The following is a 22,652-nucleotide window of genomic DNA, read 5'->3' as shown; positions in this document are numbered from 1 at the left end:
GCGCTCGGTATTTCTACCGTGTCATCGGGGGCATGAGCCCGATCGAGATCCCCAAGGACACGGGCGACTTCCGTCTGCTCAGCCGCCGCGCGGTCGACGCCCTGTGCCGACTGCGCGAGCAGCATCGCTTCATGAAGGGCCTGTTCGCCTGGATCGGCTATCGACAAACCGCCGTGACCTACCATCGCGACCGTCGCAGCGCCGGGGCGACCAAGTGGAATTACCACAAGCTCTGGGGGTTCGCGATCGAGGGCATTACCTCCTTCAGCACGGCCCCGCTGAAGGCGGCCAGTTATGTCGGGCTAACCACGGCCGCAACGGCATTCCTCTACGCAAGCTGGATCATCTACAAGACCTTGCGTTACGGAGACCCCGTCGCCGGATATCCGTCCCTGATGGTTGTAGTCCTCTTTCTCGGCGGCGTCCAACTCGCCGCCATCGGCGTCTTGGGCGAGTATCTCGGACGGATGTTCAACGAGACCAAAGGCCGGCCGCTCTATCTTGTCGAGACCTACGAACGCCCGAGACAGTGCGAGCATGGCGTCCCGAGCGAGACCGGCCATCCATCCGCGACGGGGCCGGGTTAATGAGAAGACCCGACCGGTTAGGCCAAACCCCGCCTCTCGCGCCGCAAGCTGTACTCGTTTCCGACGAAGATCAACGTCGCCCCGCCGATGACCCAGGGGTCGAGGCCCTCGCCATAGAAAACCGCCCCGATTAGCGCGATGAGCGGCAGGCGCAGAAAATCCATCGGCAGCACGACCGTTGCATCGGCGTGCTGAAACGCCTTGGCAATGCCGAGATGTGCGCTGATCCCGGTGACCGCGGCCACGAGCAGCCAGGGCGCATCCGTCCAGTCGACCGGTTGCCAGACCAGCAGCGCGGGGACGAGACCGATCAGGAGCTGCATCACCAGCATCCAGAAGAGGATGGTGAAGACACCGTCATAGCGCGTGAGTCCCTTGGTCGCCGTCAGGCTCACGGCAAAACCGACCGCGGCGGCCAGCCCGATCAGGACACCGAGATCGAGTGGCTGCACACCGGGCCGCGTGATGACGAGCACGCCCGCCACGCCCAACACAAGCGCCACGACACGTCCTCGATTCAATCGCTCGCCGAGAAAGAACAGCGCCAACACGGCCGCCCAGACAGGCGTCGTGAATTCAAGCGCGAAGACCAACGCGAGCGGCAACATGCCGATGGCGGTGATCCAGCAGACCTGCCCGCCGTAGTGAAAAAGGTTGCGCAGCAGGTGCAGCGGAAGCCGTTCGGTGCGATGAAAGCCAGGGGCCAACCACAGCGCCAGCGGCACCAAGAGCGGCAGGCCAAGTGCAGTGCGCAGAAAGAGAAACTGCACCGGCTCCATGGTGTCCAGCAGCTCGCGCGCGGAGACGGCAAGCAGTGCGAAGGAGGTCAGCGCAACCCCCATCCAGGCGGCCGCGAGGGCAAGCGGCCGGGATGCCCGCGGCGGCGTCGCGTCTTGGGGCATGTGCTGCTCTACCCGAAGCCGATCGCCAAGGCCGCGGTCAGCGCCAGCAAGACCGCGGACTGGAGCCGATAGTCCGACCACCAGGCACCCGAGCGCGTCGGGCGCGCCAGCGCGGGACGCCAGACCATCTCGCCGCTCGCCATCGCACGCGCAGCCGAGGGACGCGGCTCAAGCAAACCGACGACGACGAAGATCAACGCGCTCAGGGCAAAGAGGATCCCCGCAACCAAGGTGAAGTGCAGATCCAGCACCCCTCCGACCGTCAGGGCGAAGAGCATGGCAGACACGGCGTGACCGCCGAGCAACGTCGCGAGCGCCGCCCTCGGACCCGGTCGCGCCCAAAGCGCGCCCAGCAGAAAGAGCGCCGCAACCGGCGGGACCAGATAGGAGAGCGCGGCCTGCAGATAGTGGAACAGCCCCTCGAAGCCGCCGATCCAGGGCGCGACAGCGGCCGAGATCAACATGAAGAACAGGATCGCGATGCGCCCGATCCAGGCCGTCTGGCGGGAGGTCAGGTTCGGGCGCAGCGGCTTGATGAAGTCGAGCGTGAGGAGTGTCGCGGCCGAGTTCAGCGTCGAGTCGACGCTCGACATTAGGGCCGCGACCAAGGCCGCGAGCACGAGCCCGCGCAATCCGACCGGCAGCAGCTCGGCGATCAGCGACGGGAAGACCTGATCCGCCTGTTCGAGGCCCGGAATGATCTGAATCGCGATGACGCCGGGGATGACCATGATGAAGATCACCGAGAGCTTCAGGAATCCGGCCAGCAGTGCCCCCCATCGGGCGTTCTCGATGTCCCGAGCACCCAGCACGCGCTGGACGACAAACTGATTGGTACACCAGAAGTAGAAACCCAAGACGGGCACGCCGACCACCACGCCGAGCCAAGGCAGGTTAGGGTCGCTCATCGGGAGAAACAGACTCAACTGCTGCGGGTCCGTCGCCTCGACCACCCGCCCCCAGTCGAAATCGATTGCCTGGAAACTGAAGTAGGTGACCAGCGACGCCCCGATGAGCAGGATCACCGCCTGGAGAACATCCGTATAGACCACTGCCGCCAGCCCGCCGGCAGCGGTGTAGATCCCCGCGACTGCGGCCAGGATCAGCGCAGCCGTGAACAGATCCAGGCCCGGGATGAAGGCGCTGAGAACGATCGCACCGGCGAAGAGCGTGCCTGAGGTATCGACCAGGATGTTCGAAACGAGAGTCAAGGCGGAGAAATAACGCCGCGCGCGTCCGTCGAACCGCCGCTCCAGATACTCAGGCACGGTTCCGACACGGGCGCGCAGATAAAGCGGAATCAAGATGATGACGAAGACGACCAGCAGCGGCGCGGCCATCCACTCGTAGTTGGCGACCGCGATCCCCCAGGTGTAGGCCGCGCCCATGAGCCCGATCAGGGTCGTTGAGGAGATGTTGGAGGCAAACAGCGACAGCCCGACCGGCAGCCAGCCGAGCCGGCGCCCGGCCAGGAAAAGATCGTCCGCATCGTGGGTTCGGCGCGCGAGATAGGCGCCGATCGCAAAAACGATCAGGAAATAGAGGCCGATGATCGCGAGATCGATCGGGGCAATTCGCGTGATGAAGGGATCCATAGCGAGGATATCGCTCCATCGAACCTGAAACCCGCGACTGACCGACCCCGTCGCCGGGGAGTCGGGATCAGTCGCTTGCGAGGACGCGCATCAGGATCTCGTTGACCTGCTGCGGATTGGCCTTGCCTTTGCTCTCCTTCATCACCTGACCGACGAAGAAGCCGAAGACCTTGTCCTTGCCGGCGCGGTATTGCTCGACCTGACCGGGGTTGGCCGCGACGATCGCCGCGATCATGGCCTCGAGCTCGCCGCTGTCGGTGATCTGTCGCAGCCCGCGTGCCTGAATGACGCTGTCGGCATCGCCCTCGCCGCCCCACATCGCCTCGAAGACCTGTTTGGCGAGCTTCCCGGACACTGTCCCGTCCTGGATACGATGGATGAGGCCGGCAAGCATGGCCGCGGAGACCGGGCTCTGTGCGATCTCGATCTCGGAGCGATTCAGCGCGGCGGCCAGCTCGCCGTTGACCCAGTTGGCGGCCAGCTTGGGCTCGGCGGTGGCCTGCACCACCGCCTCGAAATACTGGGCAAGCTCACGCCCGGCGGTCAGCAGGCTGGCGTCGTACTCGCCGAGTCCGTATTGGGTGTGGAAGCGCTCGCGCATGCTGTCCGGCAGCTCGGGGAGATCCGCGACCGCATCGACGATGAAGGCGACATCGATCTCGACCGGGAGCAAATCCGGATCCGGGAAGTAGCGGTAGTCGTTGGCCTCTTCCTTGGAGCGCATGGGACGGGTCTCGTCGCGCTCGGGATCATAGAGCCGGGTCTCCTGCACCACCGTCCCGCCGCCTTCGATCACGTCGATCTGGCGCTCGACCTCGAACTGGATCGCGCGCTCGATGAACCGAAAGGAGTTGAGATTCTTGATCTCGGTCCGGGTGCCGAAGCGCGTCTGACCGAGCGGGCGCACGGAGACATTGGCGTCGACCCGGAAGGAGCCTTCCTGCATGTTTCCGTCGCTGATGCCGATCCAGCGCACCAGTTGATGGATCTTGCGCGCGTAGGCCACGGCCTCCTGCGGGGTGCGCATGTCCGGATCGGAGACGATCTCGAGCAAGGGCGTGCCGGCCCGGTTGAGATCGATGCCCGTGTAGCCGCCGCCCGCGAGGGTCTCCTCGTGCAACGACTTGCCGGCGTCTTCTTCGAGATGCGCACGCGTCACCCCGATCGACTTCACCGCACCGTCGCCGAGCACGATCTCCACGCGTCCCTCGCCGACGATCGGCAGCTCGTACTGACTGATCTGGTAGCCCTTCGGAAGATCCGGATAGAAGTAATTCTTACGGGCGAACACCGAGCGCGGCGCCACCTCGGCACCGATCGCTTTGCCGAAACGCACGGCCAGACGTACCGCCTCGGCATTGAGCACCGGCAGCACGCCGGGCAAACCCAGATCAATGGCGCAGGCCTGCGTGTTGGGCGACGCGCCGAAGGCGGTCGATGCACCCGAGAAGATCTTCGATTGGGTCGCGAGCTGAGTGTGGATCTCGAGCCCGATCACGGTTTCCCATTGCATGTGTCTAACCTATGTCGCGTTCGTACTTTCGGCAAACCTGACGTCTCGTGTCGAACGTCCTAACCGAAATCGAGAAGCTAACCAAAATGCGCCTTCCGATGACAGTTTGGACATAAGGCAACGCTGTTGTCGACTGTGTCATCTCCGCCTTCGGCTAAAGGTATCCTGTGGTGAATCTCTAAATACGGCGACCCGTCGGAAGATCGATGAAACGGCGCCTTGCTCCGACACGATTCACAGTAGCCAGCGGCGTTTTGCAGAACTTCAGCGACTACGTCAGGATTCCGCCTGAATGCTTTCGATACGACTGTAACGACGGGAGGCGTCTTCGGCGCGGCTTCGAGTCGCAAGCGACGCTCGGCTTGACTGAGACTCAGCGACTGCGTCACCTCGTTGCCAAACTCCCTCGAATAGTCGCTCGCGGCAAGCAAGCTATGGCTGCTATTCCAAAACGAGACGATCAGCTGCTTATTCCTCTCGATCTGCTGAGCATCTCGGTCGGCAGCAACTCTTCGAAAATCCAGAATCCTCAGAGAAGCCGTCCTGTAACCACGCCAGATCTCGGTGTCGGAAATGATCTCTCCCAAGCGACTAACCGACGAAGAATGCATCCACGTCAACGGATGAGCGCTGCTTAACGTCGACCTTACAGGCGAGTAGTCGAAGCCCGGTTTTCCGCCGGGGCAAGAATCGACCAGCATCCATATGCCTAGATCGACTCCAGTCGAGACATAGGAGCAGAGATAAATATTACCTACAACAATACTAATGCTACTCTTGCTCGTCCCAAACCACGACTTATCTGGCCTCAATGTGTTCTCAAAGGCCCGCTCAAAAAACGCGATAAACTCATCGACCGAATCTCGGATTGGTCTTCGCGACTGGACCCATTGAGTGACTTCTTTTCGCCAGTCGAAGTGACCCACTTTATTAAGACTTTCAGGGCGCGCCAGGCGACGAGCTCGCCGATCACTCGAACCCGGAAGGCGCGCCCTGATGCCAATGCGTCACATGCTGAAAGCGATGCGCGACATTGAGCAGGCGTGCCTCCTGAAACGCGTTGCCGATGATCTGCAAGCCGACCGGCAGCCCATCGACCGGCTCGATCGGGATCGACATCCCGGGCAGGCCCGCGAGGTTGGTCGCAATGGTATAAATGTCGTTGAGATACATGGCCACCGGATCGTCCGTCTTGGCCCCGAGCGGGAAGGCGGTCGTCGGTGCGGTCGGACCCATGATGACGTCGACCTCCTCGAAGGCACGCGCGAAGTCGTCGGCGATGAGATGGCGGATCTTCTGTGCCTTCAGATAGTAGGCATCGTAATAGCCCGCCGACAGCACATAGGTCCCGATCATGATGCGTCGCTGCACCTCGTCACCGAAGCCCTCGGCGCGACTGCGCTTGTAGAGATCGTCGAGATCCTTTGGATTCTCGCAGCGATGGCCGTAGCGCACCCCGTCGAAACGCGCCAGGTTGGACGAGCATTCGGCCGGTGCAACCACGTAATAGACCGGCACCGAGAGCGGACTGTTCGGCAGGCTGATCTCCTTGACCTTGGCACCGAGCCGCTCGTATTCCTTGATCGCGTCCTGCACCGAGGCCGCCACGCGCGGATCGAGCCCCTCGCCGAAATACTCCTTCGGCAAACCGATGCGCAGACCCGCGATGTCGTCGTCGAGCGCATCGACATAGTCCGGCACGGCCACGTCGGCGCTGGTGGAATCGTGCGGGTCGAACCCGGCCATCTCGTCGAGCAAACAGGCCGCATCCGCCGCCGAGCGGGCCAGCACACCGGCCTGATCCAGCGAGGAGGCGAAGGCGATCATGCCCCAGCGCGAGCAGCGCCCGTAGGTCGGCTTGATGCCGGTGATGCCGCAGAGCGCCGCAGGCTGGCGGATCGATCCACCCGTATCCGTCCCGGTGGCCGCCGCGCAGAGCCGTGCCGCGACCGCCGCGGCGGATCCGCCGGAGGAGCCGCCCGGCACGCGATCCGCGTCCCAAGGGTTATGAACAGGCCCGTAATAGCTCGTCTCGTTCGAGGAGCCCATGGCGAACTCGTCCATGTTCGTCTTGCCCAAGACCACCGCCCCGGCTGCGGCCAGACGCTCGACGACCGTCGCATTGTACGGAGCGACGAAGTTGTCGAGCATCCGCGAGCCGCAACTGGTCTTGATCCCCGCCGTGCAGAAGATGTCCTTGTGCGCGATCGGGATGCCGGCGAGCGGCCCGGCATCGCCCGAGGCAATCGCGCGATCGGCACGCTCGGCCGCCGCCAAGGCGGATTCGCTTGCGACGCTGATGAAGCTGTTCAGGCGCGGATCCAGACGCGCGATACGCTCCAGATAGTGACGGGTGAGCTCTACGCTCGAGTAGGTGCGCAGCCTCAGCTCCGCGGCCATTTGGGCGATCGATTTGTTCTGCATGAGTACTCGCCGTCAGTCGATGACCTTGGGAACCAGATACAGCCCACCCTCTGTCAAGGGGGCGATCGCCTGGAACAGCTCGCGTTGATCCTGCTCCGACACGCGATCCGGACGCACACGTTGGCTCATGTGCAGCGGGTGCGCCATCGGCTCGACGTCCGTGGTGTCGACCGCGTCCATCTGCGCAACCAGGTCGAGGATGTTGGAGAGATCCGCGGCATAGCGCTCGATCGACTCGGGTGCGATCTCGAGCCGTGCCAGGTGGGCGATCTTCTCGATGTCCGAAGCATCCAATGACATGACCGATCCAGCTTGATTGACAAGCCGCGCAACATAGCACAGGCGCGCGAGACGAGGAACTTTCGGGAACGCCGCGCGGCACGGCGGGCTCCACCTTGGAGCCGGACTTGTTTGATCGCTCGATCGTAAGTCTTGACGACTTGCCGTCTTTCGGCTTTAATATGCGGCTTCGCTACCCGCAACGGGGGCGAAATTCAAAACGCCCAGGTAGCTCAGTTGGTAGAGCAGAGGACTGAAAATCCTCGTGTCGGTGGTTCGATTCCGCCCCTGGGCACCATATAAATCAGCCGCTAGAACAACCCTCAGAAATACTGTGCAGTGATGCGCTCAGCGTGGCTGCTCGGCATAGCGCCCCGGCCTTCCCTTTGGATCCCGGCCATAGAAAGCGTAGCCTAAGTTTAACACCCCATCCAAAGCGCCCTTGTCTTTCATTGGCTTACGCCAAACGAAGTGGGCGAGTGGCACTACAAACATGCCATTCTTCGGGATGAGGGTTCAGACAATCATTTTGTGCACACCTCCCGGGACGGGGTCGCTGCCGAGTGCCCGGATGATCGCCAGCTGCGCCGGTTCGGGCTGGGTGGCCTTGCGCACATGCAGGGCACGCCCGTCGGGACGGCGGAAGGTGGCGGTCACCCGGCATTGACCGGCGAGGATCGCGCGCAGGGTGGACCACCGGTCGGTGATGCCGTGCGCCTGCAGGCGCCGCCGGATGATCTGGACGAACTGGTAGGCGAGCACGGTGATGAACAGGTGTCCCTCGGCGCGCTCCGCCGTCCGGTGATAGACCGGGCGCAGACCCAGCTCCGATTTTAAGGAGCGGAACACCGCCTCCAGGTCGGTGAGCATGACGTAGGTCCGCCACAGCTGCTCCGAATCCCACGTCAGCTCGTTGGTGCGCAGGCAATAGACCCCGGGGTGCGTGACCAAGGTGCCGTCGACCGGCCGGCGCTCCCAGCGGATGGCTTGGGCGTTGACCCCGCCGGCATCCGGCTCGACGGTGATGCTGTAGTGCTGCCCGACGCCGTGACTCTTCTCCTTCAACCGCCCGATGCGCTCCCACAGCTTGGTGATGCGCTTGGTGGTGCGCGGGCGGGCCAGTCCCTCGTGCAGGGCCTGCAGGGCCGCCTCGAAGCGCGTGCAAAACCGCTCGGCGATGCCTTCTTCCTTGTGCGCCCGGCGCTCGGAATAGCAGTAGAGGCGAACCTCCTCGCCCTCGGCGTCGAGGACACGCTGCACGGCGACGGGATCCCCGCCGGCGGTCTGGATCGAGATCGCCGCGTCCGCATCGAATTGGCGCTGCCGCTCCCGGCTCACCACCAGATAGCGATACCCCTGCGCGCGCAGCCACACCACGTTCTCCTCGGTGGCGATGCCGCGATCCATCACCACCAGGGCGCCGGCGGGGGCGCCCAACCCGGCGAGCATGCCCTCCAAGGTCGTGCCCTCGACCACGTTGCCGTCGAAGACCTCGGAGCGGCGCACAAAGCCGCTGCTGTCGAGTACCAATCCCAGGGTCACCAGCGGGCAGTCGCTGCGTTTCTCCTTGGAATGGCCGTGCTTGGCCCGTGGATTGGCCGCCGCTTCGCCTTCGAAGAAGGTGTTGGTCAGATCGTAGAGCGTGACCGTCCAATCCAGCCCGAAGAATTCACTGACCCGGGCGAACAGCGTCTTCTCGATGGTGGCGCGGTGGCGCAGCAGGGCATCGGAAGCGCGGTAGAAGCGCATCAGGTTCATGGCCTCGAAGTCGACGTCCAGCAGTTCGCCCAACCCGCTGGTCTCGACCAACCAGCGCCGGGTGGCCCGCTCGGAGCCCGGCGCGGCCATCCGGGCGATGATCGCCCCGAGGATCGCCGTGCGATCGGGCGCGTTCAGGCCCAAGGTCTCCAGCAGGGTGGCGAACTCCAGCTGCGCCATCGCCCACAGCCCCACCGACTCCACCCCGACCGAGCGCGGACGGCTGAAGATCAGCGAGTCCACCTCGATGGTGTCGAGCTCGGGCGGTGCCGCCGGAGTCGGCGCCGCGTCCGGTGTCGGCGCTTCGGGTGTCGGGGACGGCGCGGGGGTCGTGACCGGCTGCCGCGCCAACAGTTGGGCGCCCAGGCGTTGCGCCGTGCGCTCCAATTCCGCCGAGATCTCGACCTTCAGCAGCACGCCCTGCCCGCCGAGCAACTCCTCCAGGCGCACGCACAGCGTCGGCCACTCGGCCGGCGGCACCGCGAAATGGCGCCCCAGGTTCAGCAGCGTGATCTGCCGGACCTTGCCGCCGACCCGCGTGGAGCGCACCAACCGGTGAGTGTGGTAGCGCTCGCCGGTGGCGCTGTTGCGGGTGTGGGTGCGACGGATGTACATGCCCGTACGCTAGCCCATGCGCTGCCGGGCGCCTAGGGGCAGGCCGAAATAATATGGCACTACTTTTCAGATTTGTGCGGCCGTGTACATATGAATCAATGGTATAGATCGCCTGCGGGCACGAAATCGGCCCCGACCGTGTTAAAGATGGGGTAGCGTCCGTCATGCACATACAGGCAGGTGCCGCAGTTGTGCGGTCTCGGCATCTTCGCGAACCCTCCCTCTTTCGCAGACCTTCGAAGGAGACGAAGCCACGGCCTGAAGGTTGACGCCTTTTCGGTTGGCCGAACTAGGCTTTCTCGGTTAAGTCAATCAAGCGTCGCGCAGGCCAAGACGGCGCCCGGCTCATCGGTAAACCTCGCGCCGATGCCCGATCTCCAAGACCAGGACCACACAACGGCCGTCTTCGATGCGACAGATCAGCCGGTAATCGCCGACGCGGTAGCGCCACAGCCCGACCAAGGGACCGCTCAATGGCCGACCGAGGTGTCGCGGGTCGGCTTCGGTCTCCAGGCGTTCGGACAGGAAGCGTCGAACTCGGGTGCGTGCCGCCCGGTCCAGCCCGACTAGTACCCCGTTCCACCCTATTTTGCGTGCTCAGCGAGGCGAGAAGCGTTCGGCGGCTAGGCGCGCGAGTGAAGGAAGAGTGGTCCTCTTTCAAGCTCGCGCAACAACGGCGCCGAACGCTTCTCGCCTCGCCCTTCGGGAGCCCCCCAAAGGCGCCAGGGCGGCGTTACAGCCCTTGGAAATAGGATCCACTATTCCCCGCGGCCTGTGCCTTGCCCTGGCGCCTTTGGGGGGCTCTGAGCATGCAAAATAGGGTGGAACGGGGTACTAGGGTGCGGACCGCTCGCGGGGCGACTTCAACGCGCCAGGTCACGATCGAGGTACGCGTCCAGCTCTTCCAATGTCAGCGGCTTGCCCCCGCTCTCGATCTCGCGCAGGGATTCCTCGGCCGCACGAATGTCCTCCACATCCTCCAGGTACGCCGCCACCGCTTCACGGAGAAGATCGGCTTCCGGGCGTCCGGTCAGCGTGGCCAGGGCGTGGAGGCGAGCGGTTGTGGTCGGGTCAAGACAAGTGTTGTGCACGGCGTGGCTCCTGGTTGATTGACGTGATTTCCAAGTCACGGCCCTCATGAGATCCCCTCGGTTTTTCGTCTTCCAAGGGCATCGCACGGGTTCATGCGACCAGCTTTCTCTCTTTCCAGGGTTAGTCCAGTCCTTCAGAAACTGCATCGAGGAAGTGTAACCGAGGGTGGAATGCCGACGCTTGCGGTTGCAGAACACCTCGATCTACTCGAAGGCGACGGAGTTCAATCTGACGGTTTTCAAGCACTTTTCGGTCCCGCGGTCCCGTGCCGGAGAAATGCCGCCTCGATTCGCACCTAAAGCTTGATCGTTAGCCGAGATGGTACACGGCACCGAAACGCATTCGTAGGTGCGAGTTTATTCGCACGAGCATGAGCGAGCGCGAACGTACCCGCAACACACAAAAAAGGGGCCTCACGGCCCCTTATTCAAACACCGAACCGGACGCGATCAGCCCAGCAGCGGTGCAATCGTCAGACTGACGATGGCCATGACGTTGATAAGGATGTTCATCGAGGGGCCGGAGGTGTCTTTGAAGGGATCGCCGACGGTGTCGCCCACAACGGTGGCCGAGTGCACGGTCGAGCCCTTGCCGCCGAGGTTACCCTTTTCGACGAACTTCTTGGCGTTGTCCCAAGCGCCGCCGGCGTTGGCCATCATGAGGGCGAGCAGAACACCTGCGAGCAAGGCGCCGCCGAGCATGCCGCCCAATGCCTCCGGACCGATGCCGAAGCCGACAACCGCTGGGGCGCTGACGGCGATGACGCCGGGCAGGATCATCTTCTTGATCGCCGCCGTGGTGGCGATGTCGACGCAGCGGGCCGTATCCGGCTTGGCCGTGCCTTCCAGAAGGCCCGGAATCTCGTGGAACTGCCGACGGATCTCGTTGATCATCTCGAAGGCGGCGTCGCCGACCGCGGTCATGGTGATCGCAGCGATCAGGAAGGGAATCGCACCGCCGATCAGCATGCCCATCAAGACGTCCGGATCACCCATGCTCAAGGCGAAGTCCGGAATCAGGACATGCAGCGTCTCGATGTAGGCGGCGATGATGGTCAAGGCGGCCAGTGCCGCGGCACCGATCGCGAAGCCCTTGCCGATAGCCGCCGTGGTGTTGCCCAGCTCGTCGAGCGAGTCGGTGATCTTGCGCGTCTCCGAGCCCAGACCGCCCATCTCGGCGATGCCGCCGGCGTTGTCGGCGACCGGACCGTAGGCGTCGATCGCCATGGTGATGCCCACCGTGGCCAGCATGCCGACCGCAGCGATACCCACACCATAGAGACCGGCCATATGGCTGGACACATAGATGATCAGGGCGATGGTCAGCACCGGGATGACGACCGACTGCATGCCGACGGCCAAGCCGGAGATCATAACGGTGGCGGGACCCGTCTCGCCCGACTTGGCGATGCGGCGCACCGGCGCGGCGGAGGTGTAGTACTCGGTCACCAGACCGATGATGATGCCGCCGACCGCACCGGCAAGAACCGACCACCAGATGTGGTTGGAGACATCGATCATCCAGACGACCAGGAAAGAGACCAGGATGAAGAGCAGCGTGGCCCCGATGGTGCCCGTGCGCAGCGCGGTGGCGGGCTTGTTGGCCGAGACGGACTTGACGAGAAAGATACCCGCGATGGAGCAGAGCAGACCGGCCGAGGCCAGAGCCAGGGGCAGGAACATCAGCGATGATTGCGTGCCCAGCACGGCCAGGGTCGTGGCCGACATGGTCGCGGCGATCGCGATAGTGGCGATCTGCGCGCCGCAATAGGACTCGAAGATATCCGAGCCCATACCGGCGACGTCGCCGACGTTGTCGCCGACATTGTCGGCGATGACGCCGGGGTTGCGTGGATCGTCTTCGGGGATGCCGGCCTCGATCTTGCCGACCAGGTCAGCGCCGACGTCCGCGCTCTTGGTGAAGATACCGCCGCCGACACGATAGAAGAGTGCGACCGAAGAGGCACCGACGCCGAAGCCGTGGATCGCATGGGATGCCTCAGGATTACCGCCGAAGAGCAAATAGAGGAAACCCAGGCCCAAGAGGCCCAGCGAAGCGACCAAGAGACCCATGACCGAGCCGCCGTAGAAGGCGACCGTCAGTGCCGCAGGCGCGCCGAGCGTGTGGGCAGCCGTAGTGGTGCGCACATTGGCCCGGGTTGCCGAAAACATCCCGAGAAAACCGGCACTTGCGGATGCAGCAGCGCCGATGACGAAGGCCAGCCCCGTCTTCCATCCCAAGAACCAGATCAGCAGCACGAGCACCACGACGCAGAAGATGCCCAACAGCGTCAGCTCGCGCTTCATGAACACCATGGCGCCGAGATGGATCTCGTCGGCGATCGCTTTGACCTTGTCTTCCCCTTCGGGATAGGCCAAGACCAGCTTGTAAATATAGTGGGCCGCCCATAGCCCGAAAATGCCGAGCAGCAGCGGGATCAACGCGTTGAAGGACATTGGATCTCCTCAGTTCATTCGGTCGTTTTGGTGATAAAACCGCAAGGTTTATAGCAAATATCGGCCGGAAAAGCGATTCGACCGTCATTGAGCTGTCACATACAAACCATTGATATCAATCGATCTCGTCACCCGACCCAAAACCGGGAGAGAGCGCGTCCGGAGACGATGCGGGTCCGGATGAGGCGCTCGAGGAGCCTCCATCCAGTTCCGACAGCCGGCGCTCCAAGCGATCGATCGTCTGTTGCTGGCGCTCGACCTGTTTGAGCAACGCGGGAAGGCGAATCAGTGCTGCGCTTTCGCGAAGGGCTTGTTTCACCGGACGCGCGGGGGTCCCGAAGACGGCCACCCCGGCGGGAATATCCTTGACGACCCCGGCTTGACCGCCGATGCGTGCGCCGTCGCCGACCGTCACATGGTCCGAGATCGCGACCTGCCCAGCCACCACGACGCCTTGTCCGAGCTTGGAGCTGCCCGCAACGCCGGATTGGCTGACCAGAATACTGTGCGGACCGATATCGACGTTGTGGCCGACCTGAACGAGGTTATCGATCTTGGTGCCACGCCCGATTCGCGTCATGCCCAGCGTGGCCCGGTCGACACAGCTGTTGCAGCCGATTTCAACGTCGTCCTCGATCACCACCCGCCCGAGCTGCGGCACCTTACGGTGTCCGGTCCCGTCCCAGCGGAAGCCGAACCCGTCGCCGCCGATGCGCACACCCGGATGCAGGATGCAGCGATCACCCAAGGTCGAGTCGCGCAGGATACTGACGTTGGGCCCGATCAAACAGTCGTTGCCGATCCGCACCCCGATGCCGAGATAAGACCCCGGACCGATGCGCGAGCCCGAGCCGACACAGGTCTCCCCATCGACGACCGCGCCGGCACCAACCTCCACATCCTCCCCGAGCTGTGCCGTGGGGTGCACCGATGCGCTCGGATGGATGCCCTGGCTCGCCGCAACCGGTGCAAACCAAACCGCGATCTCGAAGAAGAGATTGCGCGGCTCGGCCACGCGCAGCAGCCGCTTGCCGACGACCTCCGGAAACGCCTCGCCGACCAAGACGAGCGCCGCAGCACTGCTCGCCACGGCAGCCGCTTGGCTCGCGTCCTCGGCGAAACACAGATCCTGCGCTCCGGCCTGCTCCAGCGTATTGACGCCGTGGATCCAGGCATCGTCGGGGTCTGCAAGGACGAGTTGCAGCCGGTCGTAGAGGTCCTGAATGGAGAGCGTCATGGTGCGGGCCAGTAGAAGGATTCGGCCACGGCCCCGGTCGCCGCAATCGTCACGTTGCGGCTTTGTGCCTGTCCGGCATGCTCGACGGTCAGGACATAGTCGCCGGGCGCAAGATTGGCGTACAGCCAGGGGCCGATGGTCACGGTGCTGAGCAGGGTCGGCCCGGCGGTATCCTGGATTTGCACGCGGATGTTGGACAGATAGGCCCCGGAGCCGGCGACGGCGAACAAGAGCCGCAGGTTGTACTGAGACTTGACCTGCTCCATCGCTTCGCGCTCGGAGGAGCCGATCCCGCCGCTGATGTGCGGAACCCCGAGGGTCGACTGGCCGGGCAGACGTCGCTCCGGAGCGGGCTCGGGCGACGGCGCAGTCAGCGGCTCCTGCGCCGGCTCCTGCAATGGCTCCGGCACTGGCGCAGGCAACTGCTCGGGAGTCGGGACGGGAACGACAGGAGGGACCGGTGCCGTACTCGGCTCCGCAACAGCAGGCGCCGCCGGCAAAATCGCCCCGCCGGGAAGCACGGTCCCCGGAGGCAACACCATGCCCTCCTCGAGCACGATACCGCCGGGCAAAGTCCTGCCTTCCGGCGCAATCGCCCACTCGACGGTCGGTTGAGCGACAGGCGTCGGGGCCTGCGCCTCCTGCCCGACCGGCTCTTGCGCGAATGCAGCCCCCGAGCCGAGACAAGCCAAAATCACCGCAACCTCAAACCTCTTCTCGCGTTGCCGCATCACTCAGAGCCCTCCTCAAAATTGACACTTCTTTAGGCGATGACCGGGAATTAACGTCCCGAACGCGTATGGGTAGAATTTCTTTACGGGCGACTGAAGTCGCCCCTACCCTCGATAGACCCGTTTCCTGATCACCTTAAAACGCGTCTGCTCCAAACCGAGCGGACAGGGGTCAAGCGTGACCCACACCAAAACATCGCATGAACCATCGCGGGGCGCGTTTTAAGCAGCGCAGCCGCTCCAACGGCTCGGAAACAAACTCTCGATCACCCCGGAGCGATGCAGCACACCCACACCCAGCACATGACCACGATAGCTCAGGATGATCTGTCCCGTCGGCGTCGCGGCTCGCTGCTCGGGTGTCGGGTCGAAGGTCTCACGGCGCAGGTAACGATCGCGCTGCTGGGTATTCAACGAGACACCGAAGCGCGTGATATCGCGCCCGAAGAGCAACGCACCGCCGGTGCTGGGCTTGGGCGGTCGCACATTGGTGCGGTGGAAGAACAAACCGCTCGACTCGGCCAACGGCACCGCGGGCGGCGCATGGTCGGCGGCCATCAGGTGCAACCCACGTCGAGTCTGGCGGTTGGCGCGGTAACCGGTCCAGTAATCGCCGCTCAGGCCGTATTTGTCGTTGAGACCGGCGAGCCATTCGACGGAATCCGTGTCGTCCAGATGCGCCGGCTCAGGCGTCGGCTCGGCGGGGCAGCCGGCATCCTTCTCCAAGATCGCCATAAAAAAGCCGCCGGTGTCGCGATGATGGGGCCAGATCCTCAGACAGTGCGCCAGCTCGGGCGGAAGCTCCCGTCCGTTCCAATGGGTGACGCCCGGCATCGCGACGAAACCCGGAACCGCTGCCGGGACCAGGCGCAGCATTCCCGGATGCTCGGCGAGGATGTCGGCCACCACCAGCTCGTTCTCCTCCGGGGCGAAGGTGCAGGTGGAATAGAGGATGCGCCCGCCCGGGCGACAGCGCTGTACCGCCTTGCGCAGCAATGCCCGCTGGCGCGGTCCCAAGCGAAGCCCGCTGTCCGGATCGAGCCGGGGCAGCAAGGACGGCGTACGCCGCAGCGTGCCCTCGCTCGAGCAGGGTGCGTCGACCAGAATGCGGTCGAACTGACCGCTCGCACTCGGCCAGTTGGCGCCGTCGCTACAGGTCGTGGTGACGTTGACCACGCCGAGCCGGTCGAGATTGCCTTGGAGCGCCTTGATCCGCGCGTGAGCGATGTCGTTGGCGACGAGCGTCCCGCGATTGCCCAGGGCGAAGGCGATCTGCGCGGTCTTGCCGCCGGGTGCGGCGCAAAGATCCAACACCCGCTGACCGGGTGCCAGGTCCATCAACATCGCGGGCAGTTGCGAGACCTCCTCTTGTGCGTGGGCCAAGCCGGCGCAGTACCACCAGTTGCGGCCCGCCTTGGTCTCCTCGGGGAGTCGCAAGGCAGCGGGCAGGCCGGGCACCGGTTGCGCATCCAAACCCTGCTCGGCCAGCAGGTCCGCCAATTCGGCGACCGAGATCCGCGTCGGGTTGGCCCAGATGCAGGGCGGCAGCGGCCGACCGAGCGCCGCGGCGAAGGCGTCCCAATCGTCGACCAGGGTGCGATAACGGGCCAAGGGCGAGGCGGCGATCTGTTCGGGTGTAATGAGCGCGGTCGCCTGCGAGCGCGAGAGACGCACGCGCTGCGGGGGCGTTTCAGTGGATAGAGTCATCGTATTCCAGTCAGCGTTTGCCGGAGCGCCGGCGGTCGAGTCGTGCCACGAATTCGCCGATCAAGCGGGCATAAAGCTGGTCGCCGAGCACCAGGTCCTCGACCCCCGCGTCCAGGCTCGGGTTGTCGTTGACCTCGATCACGACCGGCCCGGCCGAGGTCTCTTTGAGATCGACCCCGTAGAGCCCGTCGCCGATCAGGTCGGCCGCCTTGAGCGCCGTCTTCATCACGGCAGGCGGGACCGCCTCGACCGGCAGGGTCTCGAACCCGCCCTGCTCGTGACGACCGTCGGTCTCGTGCTTGACGATCTGCCAATGATCGCGGCTCATCAGATATTTGCAGGCATAGAAGGGCTGGCGACCCAGGATGCCGATACGCCAGTCGAAGGCCGTGTAGAGATACTCCTGCGCCAGGATGAGATCGGACTCTTTAAAAAGCTTGCCGGCGATCCGCGTCAACCCGGCGCGATCCTCCGCCCGGAAGACGCCGCGCGAGAAGGACCCCTCCGGGATCTTGAGCACGATCGGATAGCCGATCAGCTGCTCGGCCTCCATCAGATTCTCCTTGCGCAGCACCAGTGTCTTGGGCCGCGGGATGCGATGCGCCGCGAGCAGCTCGGCGAGATAGACCTTGTTGGTGCAGCGCAGGATGGAGTCCGGGTCGTCGATCACGACCATGCCCTCGCTGTCGGCCTTCTTGGCGAAGCGGAAGGTATGGTGACCGATACGCGTGGTCTCGCGGATGAACAGGGCGTCGTACTCGGCAAGCCGGCTGTAGTCCTTGCGCTGGATCAGCTCGACGTTGACGCCGAGCGACTTGCCGGCCTTCACGAAGCGTTGCAGGGCCTTGCCGTCGGAGGGCGGCAACTCCTCGGCCGGGTCGTGCAGCACGGCGAGGTCGTAGCGATAGGACAGGCGGGCGCGCGGCTGGCGCCAACGCTGCGAGAGATAACCCTCCAGCGCCGCAAACAAAGGCCCCTCCCCGTCCGCCGTGACGGCGGCCAGCGGCAGGGCCTTGATGGCCCCGATGCGCCAGGTGCCTTGGCGGCGAAACTCCACGCGCAGGATCGGGCAGCGGAAGGTCTCGAAGATCTCGCGCGCGAGCGGCTGCAGCTCCTTCACGTCGCACTGGCCGAAACAGATGGTCAGCTCGTAGGCGGTCGGGGCAAGTGCCGAGGTCTTGCGACGCCCGAGCAGACGCTGCACCAGCCCGTCGAGCTCTTCGGTGGCCAGGCTGTAGAGCTCGCGGCTGGAGAGCTCCTGGATGGTCCGAACGCTCGGGATGACCTTGTGCCCGCGCGCCTCGGCAAGCAGGGAGCAATAATAGCCCACCGAGAGATAGCGATAGCTGCGGCACAGGTTGATCACGCGCAGGTCGCGCTTGGACGCCAGCTCGCCGCCCGCGAGATAGTCGCGCGCGGTCACGACGGGCAGACGCGGAAAACCCGGCTTCCAGTCGCCTTGCTGCTCCACCAACAACAAATGCTCAGCCATTTAAATCGCGCTCGTTCGTGGGGTCTATGTCGCGTTGCATTTTGATTCCGGGTTGATCCATACCAACGCGCCTCGGCACAGGCGCGATTTAAAGCATAAAAAATAAAAATCCTGAATCGCGTCAGTGACGACGGTGGTCGCTGCCGGGTCGTTCCGATCCATACGTGAACGATGCATGTCGCGCCTGACGCGATTCAGCAGGAGACGAGGACCACCGCTTGCAACCCAACCCGACCATACCGGGCCATCCGGCTGAACTCGTCGCGGCGAATCGGCATATCGATCGAGTCCAGCGTGGTCTCTCCGTTGGCATAGTCGACGTAGGGGTCGTGGACATAGATGAAGTGCTCGTCGAAGCCGGTGATCACGACCCAATGCGGGAATTTCTCGCGGTAGATGCGGTAGGAACTGATCAACACCAGGGGCACCGAGCCCGCGTCCCAGCGTTGCTGGAGATCGTCGACGCTGAGCGTGCCCTGGTGGACCGGGATGCCCAAGCGCTGCGCCTCGGCCAGCATGTCCTCGTGGACGAGGCGCATGACCTCCTTCTTCTCCGGGCTGCGCACCGAGTCGACCAGCGGCACGCCCGGATCGTTCACGAAGACCTCCACGGCGAAGCCGCGGGCCTGCGCGGACAGCGCCAGACCCAGGGGCCCGCAGCCCCCGTGCCCGGAGGTCATGAAGATGGTGGTGGACTCGCGCCAGATCCGCAGCTCCAAGGTTCGATTGAGCTCGAGACTCGGGCGCAGCGCCTGCATCGCCATCATCAGCGACGACGAGCCGCAGGTGAAATCGAGGGTCTGCTCGTAAAAGGGCACGCGCGTGAGCTCAGGCTTGAGACCTGGAGAGAGTGTCTTCTCGTAGCGCAGCGCCTCCATGTGGTCTTCGTAATAGTCCGAGAGTACGCCGAAGCGCCGATAACCCGCGTTCTCGAACAGCGCCTGCGAGGCAAGATTGTCGCGCCGGATCTCAAGGCGCATGTAGGCGCGCTCCTGCTCCCAGGCCGCCTCCTCCGCCGCGTTGACGAGGGCGCGGCCGACCCCTCGGCCACGCGTCTGTGCCGCGACCGCGATCGAATAGAGCCGCGCGACCGAGGTGGCCCGGCTGAAGAGCACCATGACGTACCCCAGCAAGGCACCCTCGGCATCCTCGGCGACCAGCGTGCGCGCCTGCGCACGGGTCAGCATGTAGCGGAACTGGCGACGGGTCAGCCGGTCACTCTGGAAGCTCGCACCCTCGAGTCGAAGAAGGGCACCCATATCCGCAAGCGCAGCAGGGCGCAGGCGCGGGGGCGGGTGAGCGATGTCGCTGGGCGAATGGGTGGGCACTGAGCTCGGTATCGGCGCGGGGACTGGCAGGAGCCGGAAAGGCGGGATAGAGTCGGCGAAATCTACAGGTCACGCAGGAAAATGCAAGGCGTCCGAGGCCGGCGCCATCGGATCGAATCAACATCCTCCTCGGGCGGCGGACCCGAGCCTCAGTCTCAATACAGCGGAGCACGCCATGCCCAGCCAGGCCCCGACCCTGACCACCATGCTCGAAGGCCTGATCGGCACCCTGTCGGTCAGCAGCGTCACGCCCGCCTTCGATCACAGCAACCGGGCGGTGATCGATCTGTTGGCCTCCTGGTTGGAGTCGGCCGGCTTCCGGGTCGAGATCCTCGCGCTTCCCGGACAACCGGACAAGGCCAATCTGCTGGCCACGCTCGGCAGCGGCCCCGGCGGTCTGGTGCTGTCGGGACATACCGATACGGTTCCGTTCGATGCCCATCTCTGGACCCACGACCCACTCAAGCTGACCGAAGCCCAGGGGCGCCTCTACGGGCTCGGCACCTCGGACATGAAGTCCTTCCTGGCGCTGGCGATCGAGGCCGCACGCGGCTTGACCGCGACCGATCTCGCGCAGCCTCTGATGATCCTGGCGACCGCGGACGAGGAGTCCGCGATGCACGGCGCACGCGCCCTGGTCGAGGCCGGACGGCCGCTCGGGCGCTATGCGGTGATCGGCGAGCCGACCGGCCTGCGGCCGGTGCGCCTGCACAAAGGCGTGATGGGCGAATCGATTCGATTGGTCGGCCGCAGCGGCCATGCGAGCGACCCGGCCCTCGGCAACAACGCCTTGGACGGCATGTACGAGGTCATGGGCGCCCTGATGGCCTGGCGCTCCGAGCTCGCCGACAGCCATCGACACCCGGACTTCAAGATCCCGCATCCAACGCTGAACCTCGGCCACATCCACGGCGGCGACAACCCGAATCGGATCTGCGGGGAATGCGAGCTGCATGTCGACATGCGTCTGCTGCCCGGCCTGAGTGCGACCGACGTGCGCGCCGAGCTCAGCCGCCGGGTCGCGACCGTCGCCGACCGACGCGGCCTAGCCTGGTTCGTCGAGCCCCTGTTCGAGGCCATCCCGCCGGCCGAGACACCCGCCGGCTCGGCAATCGTGCGCGTGGCCGAAGGACTGACCGGCCACACCGCCGAGGCCGTGAATTTCGGCACCGAGGCGCCCTTCCTCAACCAGCTCGGGATGGAGACGATCGTGCTCGGGCCGGGTGATATCGCTCAAGCCCATCAACCGGACGAGTATCTTGAGCTGGATCGGATCAGACCGACGCTCGACCTGTTGCGGGCCTTGATCCAGCGTTTCTGTCTACGTTAAACCGCGCCCAGAGCGAGATGCTCACTTTCGAGTGAGTTCGGCGTTTGGTGCATCCACGGCCCTTAGCGGGGACGCGGTTCAACACCGATGATTGCCGGCCCGAGGTCCTTGCGCCGGGACCGGCCGCGGTGCCGGTCAGTCCTCCGGCGGTGCAAGACGCTCGACCAGTGCATCCCAAGCGATCACCACGCCCGGGAGGATGCCGACCGGGGTCTCACCCGCCAGCTCCGTCACCTCGGCCCCGCCGAACCGGCCCTGCTCCAACCGGTAGGTGGTGAGGGTGCGGTCGATCGGATGGACCAACCAGTATTCACGCACGCCGGCGCGCTCGTAGACCCGGCGCTTGCGCACATGGTCATGGCTCGCGGTGCCGGGCGAGAGCACTTCCACGACGAAATCCGGACCGCCGCGCACCCCGCGACGGTCGGTCTTCTCGCGATCGCAGATCACCAGCACGTCCGGCTGAACGACGGTGTCGATGTCCGCGTCGTCCTCGTCGGTGCGGGGAACCCGCACGTCCACCGGGGAGACGTAGGCGCGGCAGGGTTGGTCCCCGAGTGCCTGCCGAAGCTGGTAGTAGATCTCGCCGACCACATCCTGATGATCGAGCGTCGGTGCGGGCGATATCAGGAATGCAACGCCGTCGATCAGCTCATAGCGCACGTCATCGGGCCAGGTCGAATAGTCCGCGTAGGTGTAGTGCCGATGATCGGGTTGGAGGAGAGGCATGGCGGATACCGATTGGAAGACGTCCGAGAAAGTATAGAATGCGCGTGTCGCACTGGCTGCGGTTTAGGTTAGTCGTCCCATTCATCCCCGTATTGCGCCGGTGCCTCGCCATAGCTTTCCAGGATGAGCGGTGCCGGGCGGACGGGCCCGGCCTCGGGGCGCTCGACAAGGATCCCGAATGTCCAAGCGTCGCCGAGGCCGAACAGGAACTCGATGCGCTGACCCTCGGACAGAGAGAGATCGCCGATAAGCACCTCGTCGGCCACCGCGTTGTCCGTCTCTCCCACCAGAGCGAAGTGGTCGATTTCGATCATCTGGCCATAACGGTTCTGGTAGCTGAAGCGATAGAGATGGTCGTGATCGAAATCGAAGGCGTCGAGAATCGTCGAGGCCAGCACGGCGAAGCTGGTCTCGACCCCGCAGCGGATCCGGCGCCAGCAGCGCGCCCCGAGCGATACCTTGAACTGGTGCGCTCCCGGCTGAACGTCTGCTTCCGGGGGATCCAAATCCTTTTGCCATTCCGGCAACACGGAACGGATGGAGCGGCTCCAATCCTCGAAAGCCGCGATGGGATCGAGCAGCCAATCGAGGGTCAGCGCCGCCTCCAGGGCCGCGACCTCCGTCGTGCGCGCCTGATTTCGGGCTTCCAAGACCGTACTCAGCAGGGGCGGGCCCCAAGGCGTCAGGGCGATCGCGTCGCGGCGCCATCCTTGTCCCTCCTCCGGGGCATGAGCGGTACGTCTGTTGGTCTTGTCGAACCCGATTGCCTTGTCGCTATTCCGGCCAATAGTCGTCATCCAACAGCTCCGCCTCGCTGAAAGGACAGACAGTGGGAAGCATGCTCGCGTCGCGCCATGGATCTAGGGTCGCGCAACGC

At 64.4% G+C, this 22,652-nt stretch carries 19 protein-coding genes and 1 tRNA gene; 3 read left to right on the top strand and 17 right to left on the bottom strand.

Annotated elements, in window-relative coordinates; all coding sequences use genetic code 11:
* Positions 1–32: 32 nt before the first annotated feature.
* Complete coding sequence (locus BDD21_RS08645) at positions 33–587, top strand: hypothetical protein (RefSeq protein WP_211335013.1); 555 nt, start codon at positions 33–35, stop codon at positions 585–587.
* A 17-nt stretch (positions 588–604) separates the two neighbouring features.
* Here BDD21_RS08645 and BDD21_RS08640 read toward each other — a convergent pair whose 3' ends face one another.
* The 6 genes from BDD21_RS08640 to gatC form a co-directional block, all read right to left on the bottom strand.
* Positions 605–1,489, bottom strand: coding sequence for a DMT family transporter (locus tag BDD21_RS08640; protein ID WP_120796821.1), 885 nt, complete (start codon positions 1,487–1,489; stop codon positions 605–607).
* 8 nt (positions 1,490–1,497) lie between these two features.
* Positions 1,498–3,084, bottom strand: coding sequence for a sodium:solute symporter family transporter (locus BDD21_RS08635; RefSeq protein WP_120796820.1), 1,587 nt, complete (start codon positions 3,082–3,084; stop codon positions 1,498–1,500).
* 67 nt (positions 3,085–3,151) lie between these two features.
* Positions 3,152–4,597: an Asp-tRNA(Asn)/Glu-tRNA(Gln) amidotransferase subunit GatB gene (gene gatB, locus BDD21_RS08630; protein WP_120796819.1), complete on the bottom strand. Its 1,446-nt coding sequence runs from the start codon at positions 4,595–4,597 to the stop codon at positions 3,152–3,154.
* Between the two features lie 77 nt (positions 4,598–4,674).
* Positions 4,675–5,208 carry an HNH endonuclease gene (locus BDD21_RS29170; protein WP_425470279.1) on the bottom strand — a complete coding sequence of 178 codons (534 nt, stop codon included), beginning with the start codon at positions 5,206–5,208 and terminating at the stop codon, positions 4,675–4,677.
* Between the two features lie 358 nt (positions 5,209–5,566).
* Positions 5,567–7,021, bottom strand: a complete 1,455-nt coding sequence (gene gatA, locus BDD21_RS08620; RefSeq protein ID WP_120796817.1) for an Asp-tRNA(Asn)/Glu-tRNA(Gln) amidotransferase subunit GatA — start codon at positions 7,019–7,021, stop codon at positions 5,567–5,569.
* Between the two features lie 12 nt (positions 7,022–7,033).
* Complete coding sequence (gatC, locus tag BDD21_RS08615; protein WP_120796816.1) at positions 7,034–7,321, bottom strand: Asp-tRNA(Asn)/Glu-tRNA(Gln) amidotransferase subunit GatC; 288 nt, start codon at positions 7,319–7,321, stop codon at positions 7,034–7,036.
* Between the two features lie 201 nt (positions 7,322–7,522).
* Between gatC and BDD21_RS08610 the strand changes: the two genes are divergently transcribed.
* Positions 7,523–7,598, top strand: a tRNA-Phe gene (locus BDD21_RS08610).
* A 218-nt stretch (positions 7,599–7,816) separates the two neighbouring features.
* Here BDD21_RS08610 and BDD21_RS08605 read toward each other — a convergent pair.
* From BDD21_RS08605 to BDD21_RS08565, 9 genes are all read right to left on the bottom strand, one after another.
* Positions 7,817–9,673, bottom strand: a complete 1,857-nt coding sequence (locus BDD21_RS08605; RefSeq protein WP_120796815.1) for an IS1634 family transposase — start codon at positions 9,671–9,673, stop codon at positions 7,817–7,819.
* Positions 9,674–10,018: 345 nt separating this feature from the next.
* Positions 10,019–10,261, bottom strand: coding sequence for a type II toxin-antitoxin system RelE family toxin (locus tag BDD21_RS08600; protein ID WP_120796814.1), 243 nt, complete (start codon positions 10,259–10,261; stop codon positions 10,019–10,021).
* Between the two features lie 275 nt (positions 10,262–10,536).
* Entirely contained in the window at positions 10,537–10,764 is a 228-nt protein-coding gene (gene relB, locus BDD21_RS08595; protein WP_120796813.1) for a type II toxin-antitoxin system RelB family antitoxin, read from the bottom strand.
* Between the two features lie 450 nt (positions 10,765–11,214).
* Positions 11,215–13,221 (bottom strand): sodium-translocating pyrophosphatase, encoded by a 2,007-nt coding sequence (locus BDD21_RS08590; protein WP_120796812.1) that lies wholly within the window; start codon positions 13,219–13,221, stop codon positions 11,215–11,217.
* Positions 13,222–13,336: 115 nt separating this feature from the next.
* Positions 13,337–14,458, bottom strand: a complete 1,122-nt coding sequence (gene lpxD, locus BDD21_RS08585) for a UDP-3-O-(3-hydroxymyristoyl)glucosamine N-acyltransferase (RefSeq protein ID WP_120796811.1) — start codon at positions 14,456–14,458, stop codon at positions 13,337–13,339.
* A complete protein-coding gene (locus tag BDD21_RS08580; RefSeq protein WP_120796810.1) occupies positions 14,455–15,189 on the bottom strand; it encodes a carboxypeptidase-like regulatory domain-containing protein in 735 nt (244 codons plus the stop codon). Before BDD21_RS08580 ends, lpxD begins: the two co-directional genes overlap by 4 nt.
* Before the next feature lie 222 nt (positions 15,190–15,411).
* Complete coding sequence (locus tag BDD21_RS08575; protein WP_120796809.1) at positions 15,412–16,896, bottom strand: RsmB/NOP family class I SAM-dependent RNA methyltransferase; 1,485 nt, start codon at positions 16,894–16,896, stop codon at positions 15,412–15,414.
* 10 nt (positions 16,897–16,906) lie between these two features.
* Complete coding sequence (locus BDD21_RS08570) at positions 16,907–18,388, bottom strand: RimK family protein (RefSeq protein WP_120796808.1); 1,482 nt, start codon at positions 18,386–18,388, stop codon at positions 16,907–16,909.
* A gap of 194 nt (positions 18,389–18,582) precedes the next feature.
* The gene (locus BDD21_RS08565) at positions 18,583–19,647 is read right to left on the bottom strand and encodes a peptidase C39 family protein (RefSeq protein WP_120796807.1); all 1,065 of its coding nucleotides are present in this window, start codon (positions 19,645–19,647) and stop codon (positions 18,583–18,585) included.
* A 244-nt stretch (positions 19,648–19,891) separates the two neighbouring features.
* Here BDD21_RS08565 and argE point away from each other — a divergent pair, with 244 nt between their 5' ends.
* Positions 19,892–21,046 carry an acetylornithine deacetylase gene (argE, locus tag BDD21_RS08560; RefSeq protein WP_120796806.1) on the top strand — a complete coding sequence of 385 codons (1,155 nt, stop codon included), beginning with the start codon at positions 19,892–19,894 and terminating at the stop codon, positions 21,044–21,046.
* 135 nt (positions 21,047–21,181) lie between these two features.
* Here argE and BDD21_RS08555 read toward each other — a convergent pair whose 3' ends face one another.
* Complete coding sequence (locus tag BDD21_RS08555; RefSeq protein ID WP_120796805.1) at positions 21,182–21,775, bottom strand: Uma2 family endonuclease; 594 nt, start codon at positions 21,773–21,775, stop codon at positions 21,182–21,184.
* Between the two features lie 68 nt (positions 21,776–21,843).
* Positions 21,844–22,572 carry an IS1096 element passenger TnpR family protein gene (locus tag BDD21_RS08550; protein WP_120796804.1) on the bottom strand — a complete coding sequence of 243 codons (729 nt, stop codon included), beginning with the start codon at positions 22,570–22,572 and terminating at the stop codon, positions 21,844–21,846.
* Positions 22,573–22,652: the final 80 nt, after the last annotated feature.

Origin of the sequence: Thiocapsa rosea, from assembly GCF_003634315.1 — a bacterium.
Classification (GTDB): domain Bacteria; phylum Pseudomonadota; class Gammaproteobacteria; order Chromatiales; family Chromatiaceae; genus Thiocapsa; species Thiocapsa rosea.
This window is presented reverse-complemented; position numbering and strand designations above follow the sequence as displayed.

Bases quoted from the DNA above. Each gene is read 5' to 3' on its own strand.
- BDD21_RS08645 (WP_211335013.1), top strand. From the start codon at position 33: ATGAGCCCGATCGAGATCCCCAAGGACACGGGCGACTTCCGTCTGCTC.
- BDD21_RS08640 (WP_120796821.1), bottom strand. From the start codon at position 1,489: ATGCCCCAAGACGCGACGCCGCCGCGGGCATCCCGGCCGCTTGCCCTC.
- BDD21_RS08635 (WP_120796820.1), bottom strand. From the start codon at position 3,084: ATGGATCCCTTCATCACGCGAATTGCCCCGATCGATCTCGCGATCATC.
- gatB (WP_120796819.1), bottom strand. From the start codon at position 4,597: ATGCAATGGGAAACCGTGATCGGGCTCGAGATCCACACTCAGCTCGCG.
- BDD21_RS29170 (WP_425470279.1), bottom strand. From the start codon at position 5,208: ATGCATTCTTCGTCGGTTAGTCGCTTGGGAGAGATCATTTCCGACACC.
- gatA (WP_120796817.1), bottom strand. From the start codon at position 7,021: ATGCAGAACAAATCGATCGCCCAAATGGCCGCGGAGCTGAGGCTGCGC.
- gatC (WP_120796816.1), bottom strand. From the start codon at position 7,321: ATGTCATTGGATGCTTCGGACATCGAGAAGATCGCCCACCTGGCACGG.
- BDD21_RS08605 (WP_120796815.1), bottom strand. From the start codon at position 9,673: ATGTACATCCGTCGCACCCACACCCGCAACAGCGCCACCGGCGAGCGC.
- BDD21_RS08590 (WP_120796812.1), bottom strand. From the start codon at position 13,221: ATGTCCTTCAACGCGTTGATCCCGCTGCTGCTCGGCATTTTCGGGCTA.
- lpxD (WP_120796811.1), bottom strand. From the start codon at position 14,458: ATGACGCTCTCCATTCAGGACCTCTACGACCGGCTGCAACTCGTCCTT.
- BDD21_RS08580 (WP_120796810.1), bottom strand. From the start codon at position 15,189: ATGCGGCAACGCGAGAAGAGGTTTGAGGTTGCGGTGATTTTGGCTTGT.
- BDD21_RS08575 (WP_120796809.1), bottom strand. From the start codon at position 16,896: ATGACTCTATCCACTGAAACGCCCCCGCAGCGCGTGCGTCTCTCGCGC.
- BDD21_RS08570 (WP_120796808.1), bottom strand. From the start codon at position 18,388: ATGGCTGAGCATTTGTTGTTGGTGGAGCAGCAAGGCGACTGGAAGCCG.
- BDD21_RS08565 (WP_120796807.1), bottom strand. From the start codon at position 19,647: ATGGGTGCCCTTCTTCGACTCGAGGGTGCGAGCTTCCAGAGTGACCGG.
- argE (WP_120796806.1), top strand. From the start codon at position 19,892: ATGCCCAGCCAGGCCCCGACCCTGACCACCATGCTCGAAGGCCTGATC.
- BDD21_RS08555 (WP_120796805.1), bottom strand. From the start codon at position 21,775: ATGCCTCTCCTCCAACCCGATCATCGGCACTACACCTACGCGGACTAT.
- BDD21_RS08550 (WP_120796804.1), bottom strand. From the start codon at position 22,572: ATGACGACTATTGGCCGGAATAGCGACAAGGCAATCGGGTTCGACAAG.